The organism is Aromatoleum toluclasticum ATCC 700605 (genome assembly GCF_000378245.1).
Taxonomy (GTDB): domain Bacteria; phylum Pseudomonadota; class Gammaproteobacteria; order Burkholderiales; family Rhodocyclaceae; genus Aromatoleum; species Aromatoleum toluclasticum.
Map to the genome: position 1 here is coordinate 490,758 of NZ_KB899491.1, position 16,094 is coordinate 506,851.

The 16,094-nt window shown below is 67.9% G+C and carries 13 protein-coding genes and 1 tRNA gene; 11 read left to right on the forward strand and 3 right to left on the reverse strand.

Annotation, left to right across the window (positions count from 1 at the left end):
- Window positions 1-75: 75 nt before the first annotated feature.
- The 5 genes from F464_RS0102295 to grxD all read left to right on the forward strand — a co-directional run bounded on the left by F464_RS0102295 (window position 76) and on the right by grxD (window position 4,109).
- Window positions 76-151, forward strand: a tRNA-Phe gene (locus F464_RS0102295).
- A gap of 300 nt (window positions 152-451) precedes the next feature.
- The gene (hemA, locus tag F464_RS0102300) at window positions 452-1,705 is read left to right on the forward strand and encodes a glutamyl-tRNA reductase (RefSeq protein ID WP_018988157.1); all 1,254 of its coding nucleotides are present in this window, start codon (window positions 452-454) and stop codon (window positions 1,703-1,705) included.
- 59 nt (window positions 1,706-1,764) lie between these two features.
- Complete coding sequence (prfA, locus tag F464_RS0102305; RefSeq protein ID WP_018988158.1) at window positions 1,765-2,844, forward strand: peptide chain release factor 1; 1,080 nt, start codon at window positions 1,765-1,767, stop codon at window positions 2,842-2,844.
- Entirely contained in the window at window positions 2,837-3,700 is an 864-nt protein-coding gene (gene prmC, locus F464_RS0102310; protein WP_018988159.1) for a peptide chain release factor N(5)-glutamine methyltransferase, read from the forward strand. Before prfA ends, prmC begins: the two co-directional genes overlap by 8 nt.
- 88 nt (window positions 3,701-3,788) lie before the next feature.
- Window positions 3,789-4,109, forward strand: a complete 321-nt coding sequence (grxD, locus tag F464_RS0102315; protein WP_018988160.1) for a Grx4 family monothiol glutaredoxin — start codon at window positions 3,789-3,791, stop codon at window positions 4,107-4,109.
- Window positions 4,110-4,232: 123 nt separating this feature from the next.
- On the opposite strand, the gene argH is transcribed toward grxD, so the two are convergent.
- Window positions 4,233-5,648, reverse strand: coding sequence for an argininosuccinate lyase (gene argH / locus F464_RS0102320; protein ID WP_018988161.1), 1,416 nt, complete (start codon window positions 5,646-5,648; stop codon window positions 4,233-4,235).
- A 263-nt stretch (window positions 5,649-5,911) separates the two neighbouring features.
- On the opposite strand from argH, the gene F464_RS0102325 reads away from it, so the two are divergent.
- Window positions 5,912-6,676, forward strand: a complete 765-nt coding sequence (locus tag F464_RS0102325) for a LytR/AlgR family response regulator transcription factor (protein WP_018988162.1) — start codon at window positions 5,912-5,914, stop codon at window positions 6,674-6,676.
- A gap of 47 nt (window positions 6,677-6,723) precedes the next feature.
- Complete coding sequence (gene tviB / locus F464_RS0102330; RefSeq protein WP_026295673.1) at window positions 6,724-8,001, forward strand: Vi polysaccharide biosynthesis UDP-N-acetylglucosamine C-6 dehydrogenase TviB; 1,278 nt, start codon at window positions 6,724-6,726, stop codon at window positions 7,999-8,001.
- Window positions 8,002-8,015: 14 nt separating this feature from the next.
- Here the strand turns inward: tviB and ppc are convergent, their stop codons facing one another.
- Complete coding sequence (gene ppc, locus F464_RS0102335) at window positions 8,016-10,763, reverse strand: phosphoenolpyruvate carboxylase (protein ID WP_018988164.1); 2,748 nt, start codon at window positions 10,761-10,763, stop codon at window positions 8,016-8,018.
- A gap of 166 nt (window positions 10,764-10,929) precedes the next feature.
- Between ppc and hemC the strand changes: the two genes are divergently transcribed.
- From hemC to F464_RS0102355, 4 genes are all read left to right on the forward strand, one after another.
- A complete protein-coding gene (gene hemC / locus F464_RS0102340) occupies window positions 10,930-11,877 on the forward strand; it encodes a hydroxymethylbilane synthase (RefSeq protein ID WP_018988165.1) in 948 nt (315 codons plus the stop codon).
- Between the two features lie 23 nt (window positions 11,878-11,900).
- Complete coding sequence (locus tag F464_RS0102345) at window positions 11,901-12,698, forward strand: uroporphyrinogen-III synthase (RefSeq protein ID WP_018988166.1); 798 nt, start codon at window positions 11,901-11,903, stop codon at window positions 12,696-12,698.
- A gap of 143 nt (window positions 12,699-12,841) precedes the next feature.
- Window positions 12,842-13,915 (forward strand): uroporphyrinogen-III C-methyltransferase, encoded by a 1,074-nt coding sequence (locus tag F464_RS0102350; protein WP_018988167.1) that lies wholly within the window; start codon window positions 12,842-12,844, stop codon window positions 13,913-13,915.
- Window positions 13,916-13,925: 10 nt separating this feature from the next.
- Complete coding sequence (locus F464_RS0102355) at window positions 13,926-15,101, forward strand: heme biosynthesis HemY N-terminal domain-containing protein (RefSeq protein ID WP_026295675.1); 1,176 nt, start codon at window positions 13,926-13,928, stop codon at window positions 15,099-15,101.
- Window positions 15,102-15,163: 62 nt separating this feature from the next.
- Here the strand turns inward: F464_RS0102355 and hemF are convergent, their stop codons facing one another.
- On the reverse strand, window positions 15,164-16,093 hold the full coding sequence (hemF, locus tag F464_RS0102360; protein WP_018988169.1) for an oxygen-dependent coproporphyrinogen oxidase: 930 nt from the start codon (window positions 16,091-16,093) through the stop codon (window positions 15,164-15,166).
- Window position 16,094: the final 1 nt, after the last annotated feature.

A 16,094-nucleotide genomic window follows, 5' to 3' on the forward strand; every position in this document is an offset into this window, starting at 1 on the left:
TTGGCGGTATTTCAGTGTCGTGGCGAAAATATCTTTGACACTTCGCCGAGACTCGCTATAATGCGCGTCTCCACCGGCCAGGTAGCTCAGTTGGTAGAGCAGCGGATTGAAAATCCGCGTGTCGGCGGTTCGATTCCGTCCCTGGCCACCAACGGATTTCAAGCACTTAGCCCAGCCCGAAAAGCTGGGCTAAGTGCTTTTTGGCTTGTGTTCTGACAGCAATGCTCTCCGCGCGGCGGCGTGCAGGGCGCGCGCGACGAAAGGCGCGGTACTGTCGGGGTCTTTGCCGTGCTAAACTCGGCACCGGTCTCGAGGAACGGGTCGGCTTTTGTCGGCCCGTTTTCGTTAACGTTGCAATATGCGCAACAGAAACGTCTGATTTTGCGCAATCTTGTGGCGTTTTTCGCGGTGCTATAATCCGCAAAATCAAGCTTCCCTTTCGCGATCGCGCATGCAACTTTATGCTCTCGGCCTGAATCATCACACCGCGCCGCTCAATATCCGGGAGCGGGTGGCGTTTCAGCCTGAGCGGCTGGACGATGCCCTGCACAACCTGACGCATGCGCGCACGGTGCGCGAGGCCGCGATCCTGTCGACCTGCAACCGCACCGAGCTCTACTTCGCCACCGAGCAGCCGCAGCATGCGGCCGACTGGCTGGCGAACTTCCATCAGCTGTCGCTGAAGGAAGTGTCGCCCTACCTCTACACCTATCCGCAGCGTGACGCGATCCGTCACGTGTTCCGCGTCGCCAGCGGCCTGGACTCGATGGTGCTGGGCGAGCCGCAGATCCTCGGCCAGGTCAAGGATGCGGCGCGGCGGGCGGAAGAGGCGGGGACGATGGGAACCCTGCTGCACAAGCTGTTCCAGAATACCTTCGCGGTCGCCAAGGAGGTGCGCTCGACGACCGCGATCGGCGCCAACATCGTGTCGATGGCCGCCGCCGCCGTGCATCTGTCCGAGCGCATCTTCGAGCGCATTTCGGACCAGCGCGTGCTGTTCATCGGCGCGGGCGAGATGGTCGAGCTGTGCGCCGCGCATTTCGCCGGGGCGACCCCTAGGGAGATGGTTGTCGCCAACCGTACCGAGGCGCGCGCCCAGGTGGTGGCGAGCCGCTTCGGCGCCCAGGTGATGCGACTGGATGCGATCGGCGACGTGCTGGCGCAATTCGACATTGTGGTGTCCTGTACGGCCAGCCCCCTGCCTATCGTCGGCCTGGGCATGGTCGAGCGGGCCATCAAGGCACGTCGGCACAAACCCATGGTGATGGTCGACCTGGCCGTGCCGCGAGACATCGAGGCCGAGGTGGGCGCGCTGGACGACGTCTTCCTGTATACGGTCGACGACCTTGCCCAGGTCGTCGACGCCGGCCTGGAGTCGCGCCAGCAGGCGGTGATCGAGGCCGAGGAGATCATCAATTCGCGCGTGGATGGTTTCCTGCACTGGATGCAGGCGCGCGATGCCGTGCCGACGATCAAGGCGCTGCGCCAGCATGCCGAGATGCTGCGAACCGTCGAGCTCGAGCGTGCGAGCAGGCTGCTGGCGAAGGGCGAGGATCCGCACAAGGTGCTCGATGCGCTGAGCCACGGGCTGATCAACAAGCTGATGCACGGCCCGACCCGCTTCCTCAATCAGTCAGAGGGCGAGCACCAGGCCGACGTTGCGCGGCTGGTGCAGCAGCTCTTCAATCTCAATTCGCACGACTAGGCGAGCGCGCGCCCGCAGCGGGCGCGCTGCCGTCCGTCGTGCTCCCCTCCTGGTTCCCGATGAAGCACAGCATCCGCGAAAAGCTCGATCTCCTGAGCAGTCGACTGGTCGAACTGGATCGCGAGCTCGCCTCCGAGGATGCCGCACGCGACATGGATGCCTTTCGGGCACTCGGGCGCGAGCGCGCGGAGCTCGAGCCCGTCGTGGCCCTGTACGACGCATGGCGCAGGACCGAGGGCGATGCGGCGAGCGCCCGCGAGATGCTGACCGACGCGGAGATGCGCGAGCTTGCGGAAATCGAGCTGGCGGCCTGCGCGGAGCGGATCGTGGAGCTGGAGGCTGAACTGCAGCGCGCGCTGCTGCCGCGCGACCCGGACGACGAGCGCAATCTGTTCCTCGAGATTCGCGCCGGGACCGGCGGCGACGAGGCAGCGCTGTTCGCCAGCGACCTGTTGCGCATGTATACGCGCTACGCCGAACGGCAGCGCTGGAAGGTCGAGGTCGTGTCGGCGAGCGAATCGGATCTCGGCGGATACAAGGAAGTCATCGTGCGCGTGGTGGGCGGCGGTGCGTACTCGAAGCTGAAATTCGAATCCGGCGGGCATCGGGTGCAGCGGGTGCCGGCGACAGAGACGCAGGGGCGCATCCATACGTCCGCGTGCACGGTTGCCGTGATGCCCGAGGCCGACGAGCTCGCGGCCGTCAATATCAACCCCGCGGACCTGCGCATCGACACCTTCCGCGCGAGCGGCGCGGGCGGGCAGCACATCAACAAGACCGATTCGGCCGTGCGCATCACCCACCTGCCAAGCGGCATCGTCGTCGAATGCCAGGACGACCGTTCGCAGCACCGCAACAAGGCGCAGGCGATGTCGGTGCTCGCCGCGCGCATCCACGACATGCAGATGCGCGAGCAACAGGCCCGCGAGGCCGCGACGCGCAAGAGCCTCGTCGGCAGCGGCGATCGTTCGGAACGCATCCGCACCTACAACTTCCCGCAGGGGCGCGTCACCGACCACCGCATCAACCTCACGCTGTACAAGCTGGATGCGGTCATGCAGGGCGAGCTCGACGAGCTGATCGGCGCGCTCACTGCGGAACATCAGGCCGAGCTGCTGGCGGCGCTCGCAGGTGACTGAGGTGGAGACGCCTGATACGGCACCCAGTATCGGCGCTGCGCTGAACTGGGCACGTGCGCGCGTCGCGGTCGTCGATGCGCGCATTCTGCTGCGGCACGTGCTGCAGTGTTCCGCCGCGCGCCTCGCGGCCTATCCCGAAGCGCAACTCGAAGAACGGGAATGGGCCGAGTTCCGGAGCCTGATCGAGCGTCGCGAGGCCGGCGAGCCGGTGGCTTACCTGACCGGCGAGCGGGAATTCTACGGCCGGCCGTTCATGGTCGGGCCTGCAGTCCTGATCCCGCGTCCGGATACCGAACTGCTGGTTGAACTCGCGGTTGCGCATTTCGGCGACAAGCCGAGGGCGCGGGTGCTGGACCTCGGCACCGGCAGCGGCGCCCTCGCGGTGACGCTGGCGCTCGAACTGCCCGATGCCGACGTGACGGCGGTCGATCGCTCGCGCGAGGCCTTGCTGGTGGCAATGGCCAATGCCGCGCGCCTCAAGGCGAGCGTGTCCTTCGTGCTCGGCGACTGGTTTTCGCAACTGGGCGGCGACCGCTACCAGCTGATTGTGGCGAATCCGCCCTACGTGGCGGCGGGTGATCCGCATCTGGACCAGGGCGACGTGCGATTCGAGCCGGGTACGGCGCTCGCGGCGGGGCCGCAGGGGCTGGATGACCTGGCGACGATCGCCGCGCAGGCGCCGCGCCATCTCGAGCCCGGCGGCTGGCTCTTCATGGAGCACGGTTACGACCAGGCTGCGGCCGTGCGCGGATTACTGACCGATGCGGGTTTTTCGGCCATTGCCTCGTGGAAGGATCTCGGCGGTATCGAGCGCGTTTCGGGTGGCCAGTGGCTGGGTCGGGGCGAAGCGCGCTGAATGTTTGTCAGCAGCTTGGCTGTTGACGAGCAAGGCCGTAATCCATAGAATTTCCCGAGTTAAATACTCAACTTTTGGAACGCGCAACATGGACATCCAGAACGTCATCCGCGAACAAGTCACCGGCAACCCCGTCGTGCTTTACATGAAGGGTACGCCGCAGTTCCCGATGTGCGGTTTCTCCGCGACGGCGGTGCAGATCCTGAAGAATCTCGGCGTCACGAATCTGTTCTCGGTTAACGTGCTGGAGAACGAGGACATCCGCAACGGCATCAAGGAGTACGCGAACTGGCCGACGATTCCCCAGCTGTACATCAAGGGGGAGTTCGTGGGTGGTTGCGACATCATGCGCGAGATGTACGAGAACGGTGAGCTGAAGACGATGCTCGCCGAAGTCGGCACCAACTGAGCACCAACTAAGCGTCAACCGCGCGGCAGTTGCCGCGCGCTGCGTGTTGCAAAGCCCGCCCCCGAGGCGGGCTTGTCGTTTTGTGTGGCGCCACCCCCGAGCAGGCGTGGCGCCACGCGGCCATCAGCCCTGAGTGCGCGCCCGCGCGATCGCCGCGCGGACCTGCTCGGGGGCCGTGCCGCCGATGTGCTTGCGCGAGGCGAGCGAACCTTCGACGGTGAGCACGCCGAAGACGTCGTCCTTCACGCGTTCGGCGGCGCCGGGAACGTGCACCATCGCGGCCCGCAGCTCGTCGAGCGAGAACTGCGGCAGGTCGCAGCCCTTCACGTCGGCCGCGCGCACGGCGAGCGCGACCGCCTCGTGCGCGTCGCGGAAGGGCAGGCCGTTCTTGACGAGGTAGTCGGCGAGGTCGGTCGCGGTCGCGTAGCCCTGCTTGAGCGCGTCGCGCATCGCGTCCGCCTTCACGCGGATGCCGGTGATCATGTCGGCGTAGATGCGCAGCGTGTCGATCACCGTGTCGGCGGTGTCGAACAGCGGTTCCTTGTCTTCCTGGTTGTCCTTGTTGTACGCGAGCGGCTGGCCCTTCATCAGGGTCAGGAGCGCGATCAGGCTGCCGTTCACGCGGCCGGTCTTGCCGCGCACGAGCTCGGGCACGTCCGGGTTCTTCTTCTGCGGCATGATCGAGCTGCCGGTGCAGAAGCGGTCAGCGAGGTCGATGAAGCCGACGCGCGGGCTCATCCACAGGATCAGCTCCTCGGAGAAGCGCGACAGGTGCGTCATCAGCAGCGCCGAGGCGGCGCAGAACTCGATCGCGAAGTCGCGGTCGCTGACGGCGTCGAGCGAGTTGTAGCAGACCTCGTCGAAGCCCAGTTCCTGCGCGACGAATTCGCGGTCGATCGGGTAGCTGGTGCCCGCGAGCGCTGCGCTGCCGAGCGGCAGGCGGTTCACGCGCTTGCGGCAGTCGGCGAAGCGCTCGGCGTCGCGGCGGCTCATCTCGAAGTAGGCCATCAGGTGATGGCCGAAGGTCACCGGCTGGGCGACCTGCAGGTGTGTGAAGCCGGGCATCGCCGTCGCCGCGTTGGCTTCGGCGACGTCGAGCAGGTTCTTCTGGAAGTCGCCGATCAGCGCGAGGATCTGGTCGATCGCGTCGCGCAGCCACAGGCGGATGTCGGTCGCGACCTGGTCGTTGCGGCTGCGGCCGGTGTGCAGGCGCTTGCCGGCATCGCCGACGAGCGCGGTGAGGCGCTTTTCGATGTTGAGATGCACGTCCTCGTCGTCGAGGTTCCACGCGAATTCGCCGCGCTCGATCTCGCCGAGGATCTGCGTCATGCCGCGCTCGATGTCGGCGAGGTCCTGCGCGGCTATGATGCCCTGGCGCGCGAGCATCTTCGCGTGCGCGAGCGAGCCGCGGATGTCCTGGCGCGCCATGCGCTGGTCGAAGAACACCGAGGCGGTGTAGCGTTTCACGAGATCCGAGACCGGCTCGGTGAAGCGGCCCGACCAGGCCTTGGCCGGCTGCGAGGAGGTGGTGTCTGTCATAATGTCCGTCTATGGTATGGCGCGGCCGGTTGCGGCCGGCGAGGGGCGGGCGCCGGTTGTCGCTGGCGTCGCGCAAACAGGCCAAAATTATAAAGCAAAAGCCTTGCACGGCTTGGGATAGGGCAGGGGTTGTCCCCGAGTCGGGGGACGGCAGGGCCATGGCCGTTCGCCCTGTGCTTGTCGAAGGCCATGATTCAGCACGGCTTCGGCAGGCTCAGCCCGAACGGTATTGGGTCGGAGGGCAACAAGGTGGAGGTTCCTCGATGGAGTCGGTACAGCCTTTGCGCGTGGTGATCGTCGATGACGAGGCCCCCGCGCGCGCGCGCCTGCGCGACCTGCTCGGCGACATCGCACACGAGCAGCCGACCGCCCTTGCCGGTGTCGCGGCCAATGGCGTCGAGGCGCTGCGGCTGCTCGAGAGCGAGCCGGCGGACGTCGTGCTGGCCGATATCCGCATGCCGGTCATGGACGGGGTCGAGCTCGCCCGCCACCTCGGCCGCCTGGAGAAACCCCCCGCAGTGATCTTCACGACGGCCTACGACGAGTACGCCGTGCAGGCCTTCGAACTGTCCGCGGTCGATTACCTGTTGAAGCCGGTGCGGGCGCAGCGCCTCGCCGATGCGCTGGCGAAGGTGCGCCGCCGCCAGCCGCTGCCGGATGCCGCACTCGCCGCGCTGGCGCCCGGTGCGCGGCAGCATTTCGGCGTCAATGAGCGCGGCCGTATCCTGCTGGTGCCCGTCGCGGAGGTGCTGTTCCTGCGTGCGGAACTGAAATACGTGACGGCGCGGACGGTGGAGCGCGAATACCTGCTCGACGAGTCGCTGGTGCAGCTGGAGCAGGAATTCTGCGGCCGCTTCCTGCGCGTCCATCGCAACTGCCTCGTCGCCCGCGCGGCCGTGGTCGGCGTGGAACGTGCAGGCGAGCATGAGGGAGAGCCGCACTGGGACATCCTGCTGGCCGGGCTGGCCGAGGGGCTACCGGTAAGCCGCCGGCAGTGGGCGACGGTGAAGCAGATGCTGGGCTTGTGAAGCGCGCGGTCGCGCGCACGGACGAAGAACCTGAAGAGCGGGAGAGCATGCTCAGTCTCGAAAACATCAAACTGGGGGTCATCGGCCTCGGCTACGTCGGGTTGCCGCTGGCGGTCGAATTCGGCAAACGGCGCGCGGTGGTGGGCTTCGACATCAACCTCGGGCGCATCGAGGCGCTCAGGGCCGGTCACGACGCGACGCTGGAGGTCGAGGACGACGACCTTGCGGCAGCCTCCGGCCTGGGATTCACGGCCGACCTGGCCGACCTCGCCGAATGCAACTTCTTCATCGTCACGGTTCCCACGCCCATCGACGAGCACAAGCGTCCCGATCTGGGGCCGCTGATCAGTGCGTCGGAGTCGGTCGGCAAGGTGCTGAAGAAGGGTGACGTGGTCGTGTATGAATCGACGGTGTATCCCGGCGCGACGGAGGAGGACTGCGTGCCGGTGCTGGAGCGCCTGTCGGGCCTGCGCTACAACGAGGATTTCTTCGCCGGCTACAGCCCGGAGCGTATCAACCCCGGCGACAAGCAGCACCGCCTCCCGGGCATCCGGAAGGTGACCTCGGGTTCGACGCCGGAGGTGGCGGAGCTCGTCGACGCCCTTTATCGCGAGATCATCACTGCCGGCACGCACAAGGCGGAAAGCATCCGGGTGGCGGAGGCCGCGAAGGTCATCGAGAACACCCAGCGCGACCTCAACATCGCCCTGATCAACGAGCTGGCAATCATCTTCAATCGCATGGGCATCGACACCGAAGCCGTGCTGAGGGCCGCCGGCACGAAGTGGAACTTCCTGCCCTTCCGCCCCGGGCTGGTGGGCGGCCACTGCATCGGCGTCGATCCCTACTACCTCACGCACAAGGCGCAGGCGATCGGCTACCACCCCGAGATCATCCTCGCCGGACGCAGGCTCAACGACGGCATGGGCGCCTACGTCGCGTCCCAGCTCGTCAAGGCCATGGTGAAGCGGCGCATCCAGGTCGATGGCGCGCGCGTGCTGGTGATGGGGCTTGCCTTCAAGGAAAACTGCCCGGACCTGCGCAACACGCGCGTCGTCGACATCGTCAGGGAGCTGGCGGACTACAACATCGCGGTGGATGTGTACGATCCGTGGGTCAGCGAGGACGAGGCCCGCCACGAATACGGCATCACGCCCATCCGCGAGCTTCACGCGGCGGCCTACGAGGGGATCGTCCTCGCCGTGGCCCACGCCGAGTTCGCGCAGATGGGCGTGGAGCGCATCCGTGCGGCGGGCAAGCCCGCGCACGTGCTCTACGACCTCAAGTACCTCCTGCCGCGCGCCGCAACCGATCTGCGCCTGTAGCGCGCGTGGCGGCTTTATCCGCTGTTGCGCAGGCCTGCCGCGACCCCGTTGATCGAGATGTGGATGCCTAGCCGCACGCGCGCGTCGTCGTGCCCGTCGCGGTGGCGGCGCAGCAGCTCGATCTGCACGTGATTGAGCGGGTCGAGGTAGGGGAAGCGGTTGCGGATCGAGCGTTTGAGTAGCGGGTTGTCGTCGAGCAGCTCCTTCTGGCCGGTGATCGCGAGCAGGGCGTCGACGGTGTCCTGCCATTCCGTGCGGATGCGGCCGAAGATCGCGTCGCGCAATGCGGGATCCTTCACGAGGCCGGCGTAGCGCGAGGCGATCGCGAGGTCGGATTTCGCCAGCACCATGTCCATGTTCGACAGCAGCGTCGCGAAGAAGGACCACTCCTTGTACATCGCTTGCAGGCGCGCGAGCCCTTCGTCGGGGTGGGCCGCGCGCCAGGCTTTCACCGCCGCGCCGAAGCCGAACCAGCCCGGCAGCATCAGGCGGCACTGCGCCCAGCTGAACACCCACGGGATCGCGCGCAGGTCCTCGATGCGCGTGCCCTTCTTGCGCGAGGCCGGCCTTGAGCCGATGTTGAGTTCGGCGATCTCCGAGATCACCGTCGACTCCCAGAAATAGCGCTCGAAACCTTCGGTTTCATACACGAGGCCGCGATACGCGGTGAAGGCTTCGTCGGACAGCGCCTGCATGGTGTCGAGGAACTCGGCGCGCGGAGCCGGCGCGCGATCGGTCAGCAGGCTGGCTTCCAGGGTCGCGGCGACCAGCACCTCGAGGTTGCGCCGGCCGACTTCCGGGTTGTTGTACTTTGCGGCGATGACCTCACCCTGCTCGGTGAGACGGATGCGGCCCTGCACCGCGCCGCCCGGCTGCGCGAGGATGGCCTGGTAGCTCGGGCCGCCGCCGCGGCCGACCGAGCCGCCGCGGCCGTGGAAGAGGCGCAGGTGCACGCCGTGCTTGGCGAACACTTCGACGAGTCCGATCTCGGCCTTGTACAGGGACCAGCCGGAGGTCAGGAAGCCGCCGTCCTTGTTGCTGTCCGAATAGCCCAGCATGATCTCCTGCATGCGGCCGCGCGATTCCAGCAGGCTCATGTAGGCCGGCAGCGCGAACAGGCGGTCCATGACGGTGGGCGCGTTCGCGAGGTCCTCGATGGTTTCGAACAAGGGGATGATGTTCACGTCGAGCGCCTGCTCGTGCGGGCGCAGCAGGCCCGCTTCCTTCAGCAGCAGCGCGAGTTCGAGCATGTCCGAGACGTCGTCCGTCTTCGAGATGATGCAGTTCGTGATCGCGTCCGTGCCGAAGCGCAGGTGCGCATTGCGGGCTGCTCGGAAGATCGCCAGCTCGCCTTCGGTGTCGTCGGAGTAGCGTACGTGCGGCGAGGCAAGCAGCCGTGGCGTCGCCAGTTCGTTGAGCAGCACCTCGCAGCGGTCGGTCTCGTCCAGTGCGCGGTAATCGGTGCCGGGCTGGGCGGTCGCGAGCAGTTCGGCGACGACGCGCTCATGCACGTCGGAATTCTGGCGCAGGTCGATCGGCGCGAGGTGGAAACCGAACACGCGCACGGCGCGGCGCAGCAGACGCAGGCGGCCGCGCGCGAGCGCCGCCGAGCCATTGGCGACGAGCGAGCGGTGGAGGATGTCGAGGTCCTCGGACAGCTCGTACGCAATCAGGTAGGGGGCCGCGTCCGCGACTGGATGGCGCGGCGGTTCGCTGCCGAGCAGCATGCGGTGGGTCGCCGCGAGGCGCGCGTAGATGCCGGAGATCGCGCGGCGGTAGGGTTCGTCCTTGCGGTGCGGGGACTGGTCGGGTGAGCGGGCGGCGAGGGCGAGTAGCGCGTCGGAGGCGCTCACCAGGCCTGCCGCGAGCGACAGGCGCGCGCCGAGCGTGTGCAGCTCGTCGAGATAGAAGCCGAGCACGGCGCCGGCCTGCATCGCCAGCGCGCGTTCGAGCACCTCGGCCGTGACGAAGGGGTTGCCGTCGCGGTCGCCGCCGATCCAGCTGCCGACGCGCAGGAAGGCGGGCAGTTCGAGCGCGCCCAGCGCCGGGTCGCGCTTCGCGAGCTGGTCCTCGAGGCTGGCGTAGAGGCGCGGCACTTCGCGCAGGAAGGTCGCGTCGAAGTAGGAGAGGCCGTTGGCCACCTCGTCGACCACCGACAGCTTTGCCGGGCGCAGCATGCGCGTCTGCCACAGGATGAGCACCGCGCGGCGCATGGCTTCGTCGCTGTGCTCGCGCTCCTCGGGGGTGAGCACCATGCGGTCGCGCCGGTCGAGCAGGCGGGCGATGTCGGTCTCGCAGTTGAGGATGCTCTTGCGCTGGACTTCGGTGGGGTGGGCCGTGAGCACCGGCGAGATCGACGCGGTGTCGAAGAAGGCGGCGAGTTCCGAGGCCTCGTGGCCGCCGGCGAAGGCGTGTGCGAGGGCATGTGCGAGGCTGCCTTCGCGCGGGGTCGAGCCCGCGATGAGGTGGGCGCGGCTGCGGCGGATGTGGTGCTGGTCCTCGGCGATGTTGGCGAGGTGCGAGAAATAGCTGAACGCGCGCGCGACCTGGATCGTCTGTTCGCGCGACAGCGCATCGAGGATGCCTTCGAGCTCCTGGCGCGCGGCGCGGTCGTCGTCGCGGCGGAAGCGCACCGAGGTCTGGCGGATGCGTTCGATGAGGCCGAACACGGCCTCGCCCTGCTGGTCGCGCACGGTGTCGCCGAGCATGCGGCCGAGCAGTCGGATGTCTTCGCGCAGTGGTGCGTCCTTGTCCTGGGTCATGATTTTTCCGTGGCGGTGTTGGGTTCGGGGGGCGAGAGGTGTGCTCGGACGTCCATGCTAGAATGCTGTTTTGCTGCAGCGCCATTGGCGCGAACCCTGATGCTGCAGCGCGGCATGTGCCGCGCCTTTCAGGATCCTAAATCATCTGCCGACGAGTCCGTTTACCGTGAGCGCAACTTCCGCCGAATTCAACCCGCCCGAACGCATCGTAATCGCCACCCGCGAAAGCCGTCTCGCGCTGTGGCAGGCCGAGCACGTCAAGGCCCGCCTCGAGGCGCTGTACCCCGGCTGCCGCGTCGAGCTGCTGGGCATGACGACCCGCGGCGACCAGATCCTCGACCGCCCGTTGGCCAAGGTCGGCGGCAAGGGCCTGTTCGTCAAGGAACTGGAAGCTGCGCTGCTCGAAGGGCGTGCCGACATCGCGGTGCATTCGATGAAGGACGTGCCGATGCAGCTCGCCGAGCCCTTCGCGCTGCCCTGCATCTCCGAGCGCGAGGTCCCGCTCGACGCCTTCGTGTCGCCCAAGTACGCAAGTCTCGACGACTTGCCCCCGGGCGCGGTCGTCGGCACCTCCTCGCTGCGCCGCGAGTCGCAGCTGCATGCGATGTACCCGATGCTGGCCGTGACCAGCCTGCGCGGCAACCTCGACACGCGTCTGCGCAAGCTCGACGAGGGCCAGTACGACGCGATCATCCTCGCGGCGGCCGGCCTGAAGCGCCTCGGCCTCGGCGACCGTATCCGCTGCGAACTGCCGTCTGCGGTGTCGCTGCCGGCCGCCGGGCAGGGCGCTCTGGGCATCGAATGCCTCGCCAGCCGCAAGGACGTCGCCGCCTGGCTCGCGCCGTTGAATGACGCCGACACCTCCGCGTGCGTGCGCGCCGAGCGCGCCGTGTCGCGCGCGCTCGCCGGCAGCTGCGAGGTGCCGCTGGGCGCCTACGCTGAAATCCGTGCCGGCAAGCTGTGGCTGCGCGGCTTCGTCGCGCTGCCCGACGGCAGCCGCATCGTGCGCGCCGAGCTGGAAGGCAATCCCGCGGAGTGCGAGACGCTGGGTCTGGCGCTGGCGGCGGACCTGCGCGGGCAGGGGGCCGAGGAAATCCTCGCCCAGATCGGCTGAGGCCGGCTGCGACGGTGTAGGGGATGAGTACGGCAACGCTGTCCGGGCGCCACATCGTGGTGACCCGGCCGTCCGGGCAGGCCGACAGCCTGTGCGCGGCGATCGAGGCCCGCGGCGGCATCGCGCTGCGCTTTCCGGTGCTTGCGATCGGCGAACCCGAGGACGGCCGGGCCCTGGATGAGGTCATCGCCCGGCTGGACGGGTTCGATCTCGCGTTCTTCGTCAGTCCGAATGCCGTGAGTCACGCCCTCGGGCCCATCCTCGCGCGCCGCGCATGGCCTGTCGGCCTGCGCGTCGCCACCGTCGGCAAGGGCAGCGAGCGGGCGCTGGCGGAATTCGGCTTCCGCGACGTCATTGCGCCGCAGAGCGGCTTTGACAGCGAGTCCGTGCTGGCCCTGCCCGAATTCCGGGCGGACGCGGTCGTCGGCAGGCGAGTCGTGATCTTCCGCGGAGACGGCGGGCGCGACCTCCTCGGCGAAACCCTGCGTGAACGGGGTGCGACCGTCGAGTACATCACGTGTTATCGGCGCTACTGCCCCGACATCGACCCGGCGCCCTTGCTGCGTCTCGCTGCCGACGGACGCCTTGATGCGATCACGCTCACGAGCAGCGAAGGGGTCGGCAACCTGCGCATCATGGCTGGTGACGACGGCTGGCCGGTGTTGCGCACGGTCGCCGTTTTCGCGCCTCATCCGCGCATCGTTGAGCACGCACGCACGGCAGGTTTCGAACTCGTCCTCGAAACGCCGGCGGGCGACGAGGGGCTGGTTGGCGCCCTCGAGTCTCATTTTCGGCTCCCCTCGGTTACACTCAGGCCATGACCCAAGAACAACCTGCGCTCACCCAAACCAGCCAGTCCGAATCTGCTTCCGCTTCCGCTTCCGCGCCCAATCGTGAAGCGGCCGGGAGGTCGTCCGCCTCCGGCCGTAGCGCCAGTGGCGGACTTGCCGCTGCGATCTCCGTGATGGCACTCGTTGCCACCGGGGTGCTCGGCTGGTACGTCCATGACATGCGCGGCAGCGTTGCCACCGTGCGTGAGGAAGTCGCCCAGCGCCTCGCGGCGGGCGAGTCGGCTGCGACCGAGTATCGCGCGCTCGGTCGCCAGCAGCAGGAAACGATCGCCGCGCTGCAGGGCAAGCTCGGCGCCCTCGAGGCCCAGGTGGCAGCCACCGAGGGCCAGGCCGCGGCGCTCGAAACGCTATACCAGCAGTTCTCGCGCACGCGCGAGGATCGTGTCATCGCCGAGGCGGAATACGCCGTCGTGATGGCGACACAGCAGCTGCAGCTCGCCGGTAATGCCGAAGCCGCGCTGATCGCCCTGCAAGGGGCCGAGGCGCGCATCGCCGCACAGGATGCCGGCCAGCTGCTACCGCTGCGGCGCGCGCTGGCCCGCGATATCGAAATGCTGAAAGCCGCGCCGCAGGTGGATGTCCCGGGCATCGCGCTGCGCCTCGAAGGACTGCTCGAACGTGTAGACAGCCTGCCGCTGGCGTTCGCCGGCGAGCTTTCTGCGCAGCCGGCCGTCGATGGCGGCAATGCCGTCGCACCGGCACCGGCTGCGGCCGCTCCGTCGCCGATGGATTTCATCAAGGGTGTGGCACACGAGGTTTGGCACGAGATCCTCGCGCTGGTGCGCATCGAGCGTCTCGACCAGCCCGAGCCGATCCTGCTCGCGCCGGCCCAGAGCACCTATCTGCGCGAGAATCTCAAGATCCGGCTGTTGACCGCCCGCCTGGCGCTGCTGGCGCGTGACGGGCGTACCTTCTCGGCGGATCTCGCCCAGGCGCAGAACTGGGTCGGTCGATTCTTCGACAAGCGCGACCGCAAGGTGCAGGAGACCCTGTCCGAACTGGCGAGCCTCGCGGCCATGCCGGTCAAGGTGGAGCAGCCTGCGCCGACCGAGAGCATCGCCGCGCTGCGCCTGCTGCAGGCGCGTGCCGGCGAGGCGAACCGGAAAGCTCCGGCCGCCGCCGTCCCGCCCGCCGACGAGCCGGCGAAGGGGAATGCTGCCCGCCAGCCTGCCGGCGCCACGCGCTGAGGAGCCGTTCATGCGTGCACTGATCTGGCTCATCGGAATCTTCGCGCTCGCGGCCGGCGTCGCGATGCTCGCGAGCATCAATGAAGGCTATGTTCTGGTCGTCGTTCCGCCGTGGCGCGTCCAGCTTTCGCTCAACCTGCTGATCGTCGGACTGATCGTCGCGTTCTTCAGTGCGTACGCGGTGTTGCGGATCGTTCGCCGGACAATGGCGCTGCCCGGCCGTGTCGTCCAGTACCGCGAGCGACGTCGCAAGGAAAAGGCCGGCCGCGCGCTGCGCGACGCGCTGCGGGCGCTGTTCGAAGGGCGTTTCGCGCAGTCGGTGAAGTTCGCCGGCGCGGCGTTTTCCGACGGCGACAACCGTTCGATGGCCGCACTCGTCGCCGCCCGGTCGGCACACGCGATGCGAGACGACACGCGTTATCGCATCTGGTTGGGCAAGGCCGCCGAGCAGGAAGACGAGTCGCGCGTCGCACGCCTGATGACGGAGGCGGAGCTGGCGATCGAGGGGCGTCGTTTCGAGGAGGCTGCCGAGCGCCTGGAAAACCTGCGCCTCGCAGGGCACCGCCATATCGCCGTGCTGCGCCTTTCGTTGCGGGTCGCTTCGGCGCTCGCACGCTGGGAGGAGGTGCTGCGCACGGCGCGCCAGCTGCACAAGCACAATGCCATGTCCGAGGAGCAGATGCGCTCGGTGGTGCGGCGTGCTCATCTGGAGCGCATGCGCGAGCTCGACGGCGACGCCGAAGGGCTGGCGGCCTGCTGGAAGGGGATTCCCGCCGACGAGCTCGTGGACCGGCGGATGGTCGAGCGCGCGGTGCCCTATCTCGCCGCCGCCGGGCAGGGGGCGCTCGCCCGCAGGACGATCGAACGCCTGCTCGATGCGGAATGGGACGGCGGCCTCGCACGTCTGTATGGCTACTGCTGCGAGGGTGACGCCGTCGATTGCCTCGCCCGCGGCGAGAAATGGCTGCGCATGCATCCGAAGGACGCCGGCCTGCTGTTCGCGCTGGGGCGCCTGTGCCTGAATGCGCAGCTGTGGGGCAAGGCTCAGAGCTACCTCGAGGCCTCGCTCAACCTCGCGCCCTCGGTCGAGACGCATCTCGCGCTGGCGGGGCTGCTGGAACGGCTCGAGCGGAACGACGAGGCCCAGGCGCACTACCGCGCCGCGGCGGAGCGTTCCGCCGCCTGAAAACGAAACGGCCGCCCCGGGCGGAGCGGCCGTCGTTCATCCCTGCCGGCAGTCGCCGGAACTCAGCACCAGTCGCGCGGCTTGAGGTACTCGTCGTAGAGCTTCGCCTCCGCGCTGCCTGCCTCCGGCTGCCAGTCGTAGCGCCATTTCACGATGGGCGGCAACGACATCAGGATGGATTCCGTGCGTCCGCCCGACTGCAGCCCGAACAGCGTGCCGCGGTCGAACACGAGGTTGAATTCGACGTAACGGCCGCGACGGTAGGCCTGGAAGTCGCGCTCGCGCTCGCCGTAGGTGACATCCTTCCTGCGTTCGAGGATCGGCAGGTAGGCCGGCACGAAAGCGTCGCCGACGCTCTTCATGAGCCCGAAGCCGGCCTCGAAGTCGATCTTGCCGTCAGCGCCCAGGTCGTCGAAGAACAGGCCGCCGACGCCGCGTGGCTCGTTGCGGTGCTTCAGGAAGAAGTAGCGGTCGCACCATTCCTTGAGGCGACGGTATTCCGTCTCGCCGCCAAAAGGCAGCACCGCGGCCTTGCAGCTGCGGTGGAAGTGGCGCACATCCTCTTCGAACGGATAGTAGGGCGTGAGGTCCATCCCGCCGCCGAACCACCAGATCGGCGTTGCATCGGGCTCGTTCGCCGGCGGCAGCGCGATGAAGAAGCGCACGTTCATGTGCGCGGTGGGGCAGTAGGGGTTGCGCGGGTGCAGCACCAGCGACACACCCATCGCCTCGAAGGAGCGGCCGGCGAGCTCGGGGCGGTGCGCCGTCGCGGAGGCCGGCATGCCGGCGCCCATCACGTGCGAGAAGTTCACCCCGCCACGCTCGAAGAAGCGGCCTTCCTCGATGACGCGGGTGATGCCGCCGCCTCCGCCCGGGCGGTCCCAGGCGTCGGTGCGGAAGGCTTCGCCGTCGAACGCTTCCAGCGTAGCGACGATGCCTTGCTGCAGGCCGAGGAGGTAATCCTTGACGAGGGAACGGTCAGGCGCGCTCATT

Excerpts from the sequence above, each read along its gene's own strand:
- tviB (WP_026295673.1), top strand. The coding sequence starts at position 6,724 with ATGCTCAGTCTCGAAAACATCAAACTGGGGGTCATCGGCCTCGGCTAC.
- F464_RS0102350 (WP_018988167.1), top strand. The coding sequence starts at position 12,842 with ATGGCACTCGTTGCCACCGGGGTGCTCGGCTGGTACGTCCATGACATG.
- grxD (WP_018988160.1), top strand. The coding sequence starts at position 3,789 with ATGGACATCCAGAACGTCATCCGCGAACAAGTCACCGGCAACCCCGTC.
- F464_RS0102325 (WP_018988162.1), top strand. The coding sequence starts at position 5,912 with ATGGAGTCGGTACAGCCTTTGCGCGTGGTGATCGTCGATGACGAGGCC.
- F464_RS0102355 (WP_026295675.1), top strand. The coding sequence starts at position 13,926 with ATGCGTGCACTGATCTGGCTCATCGGAATCTTCGCGCTCGCGGCCGGC.
- argH (WP_018988161.1), bottom strand. The coding sequence starts at position 5,648 with ATGACAGACACCACCTCCTCGCAGCCGGCCAAGGCCTGGTCGGGCCGC.
- hemF (WP_018988169.1), bottom strand. The coding sequence starts at position 16,093 with ATGAGCGCGCCTGACCGTTCCCTCGTCAAGGATTACCTCCTCGGCCTG.
- hemA (WP_018988157.1), top strand. The coding sequence starts at position 452 with ATGCAACTTTATGCTCTCGGCCTGAATCATCACACCGCGCCGCTCAAT.
- F464_RS0102345 (WP_018988166.1), top strand. The coding sequence starts at position 11,901 with ATGAGTACGGCAACGCTGTCCGGGCGCCACATCGTGGTGACCCGGCCG.
- ppc (WP_018988164.1), bottom strand. The coding sequence starts at position 10,763 with ATGACCCAGGACAAGGACGCACCACTGCGCGAAGACATCCGACTGCTC.
- prfA (WP_018988158.1), top strand. The coding sequence starts at position 1,765 with ATGAAGCACAGCATCCGCGAAAAGCTCGATCTCCTGAGCAGTCGACTG.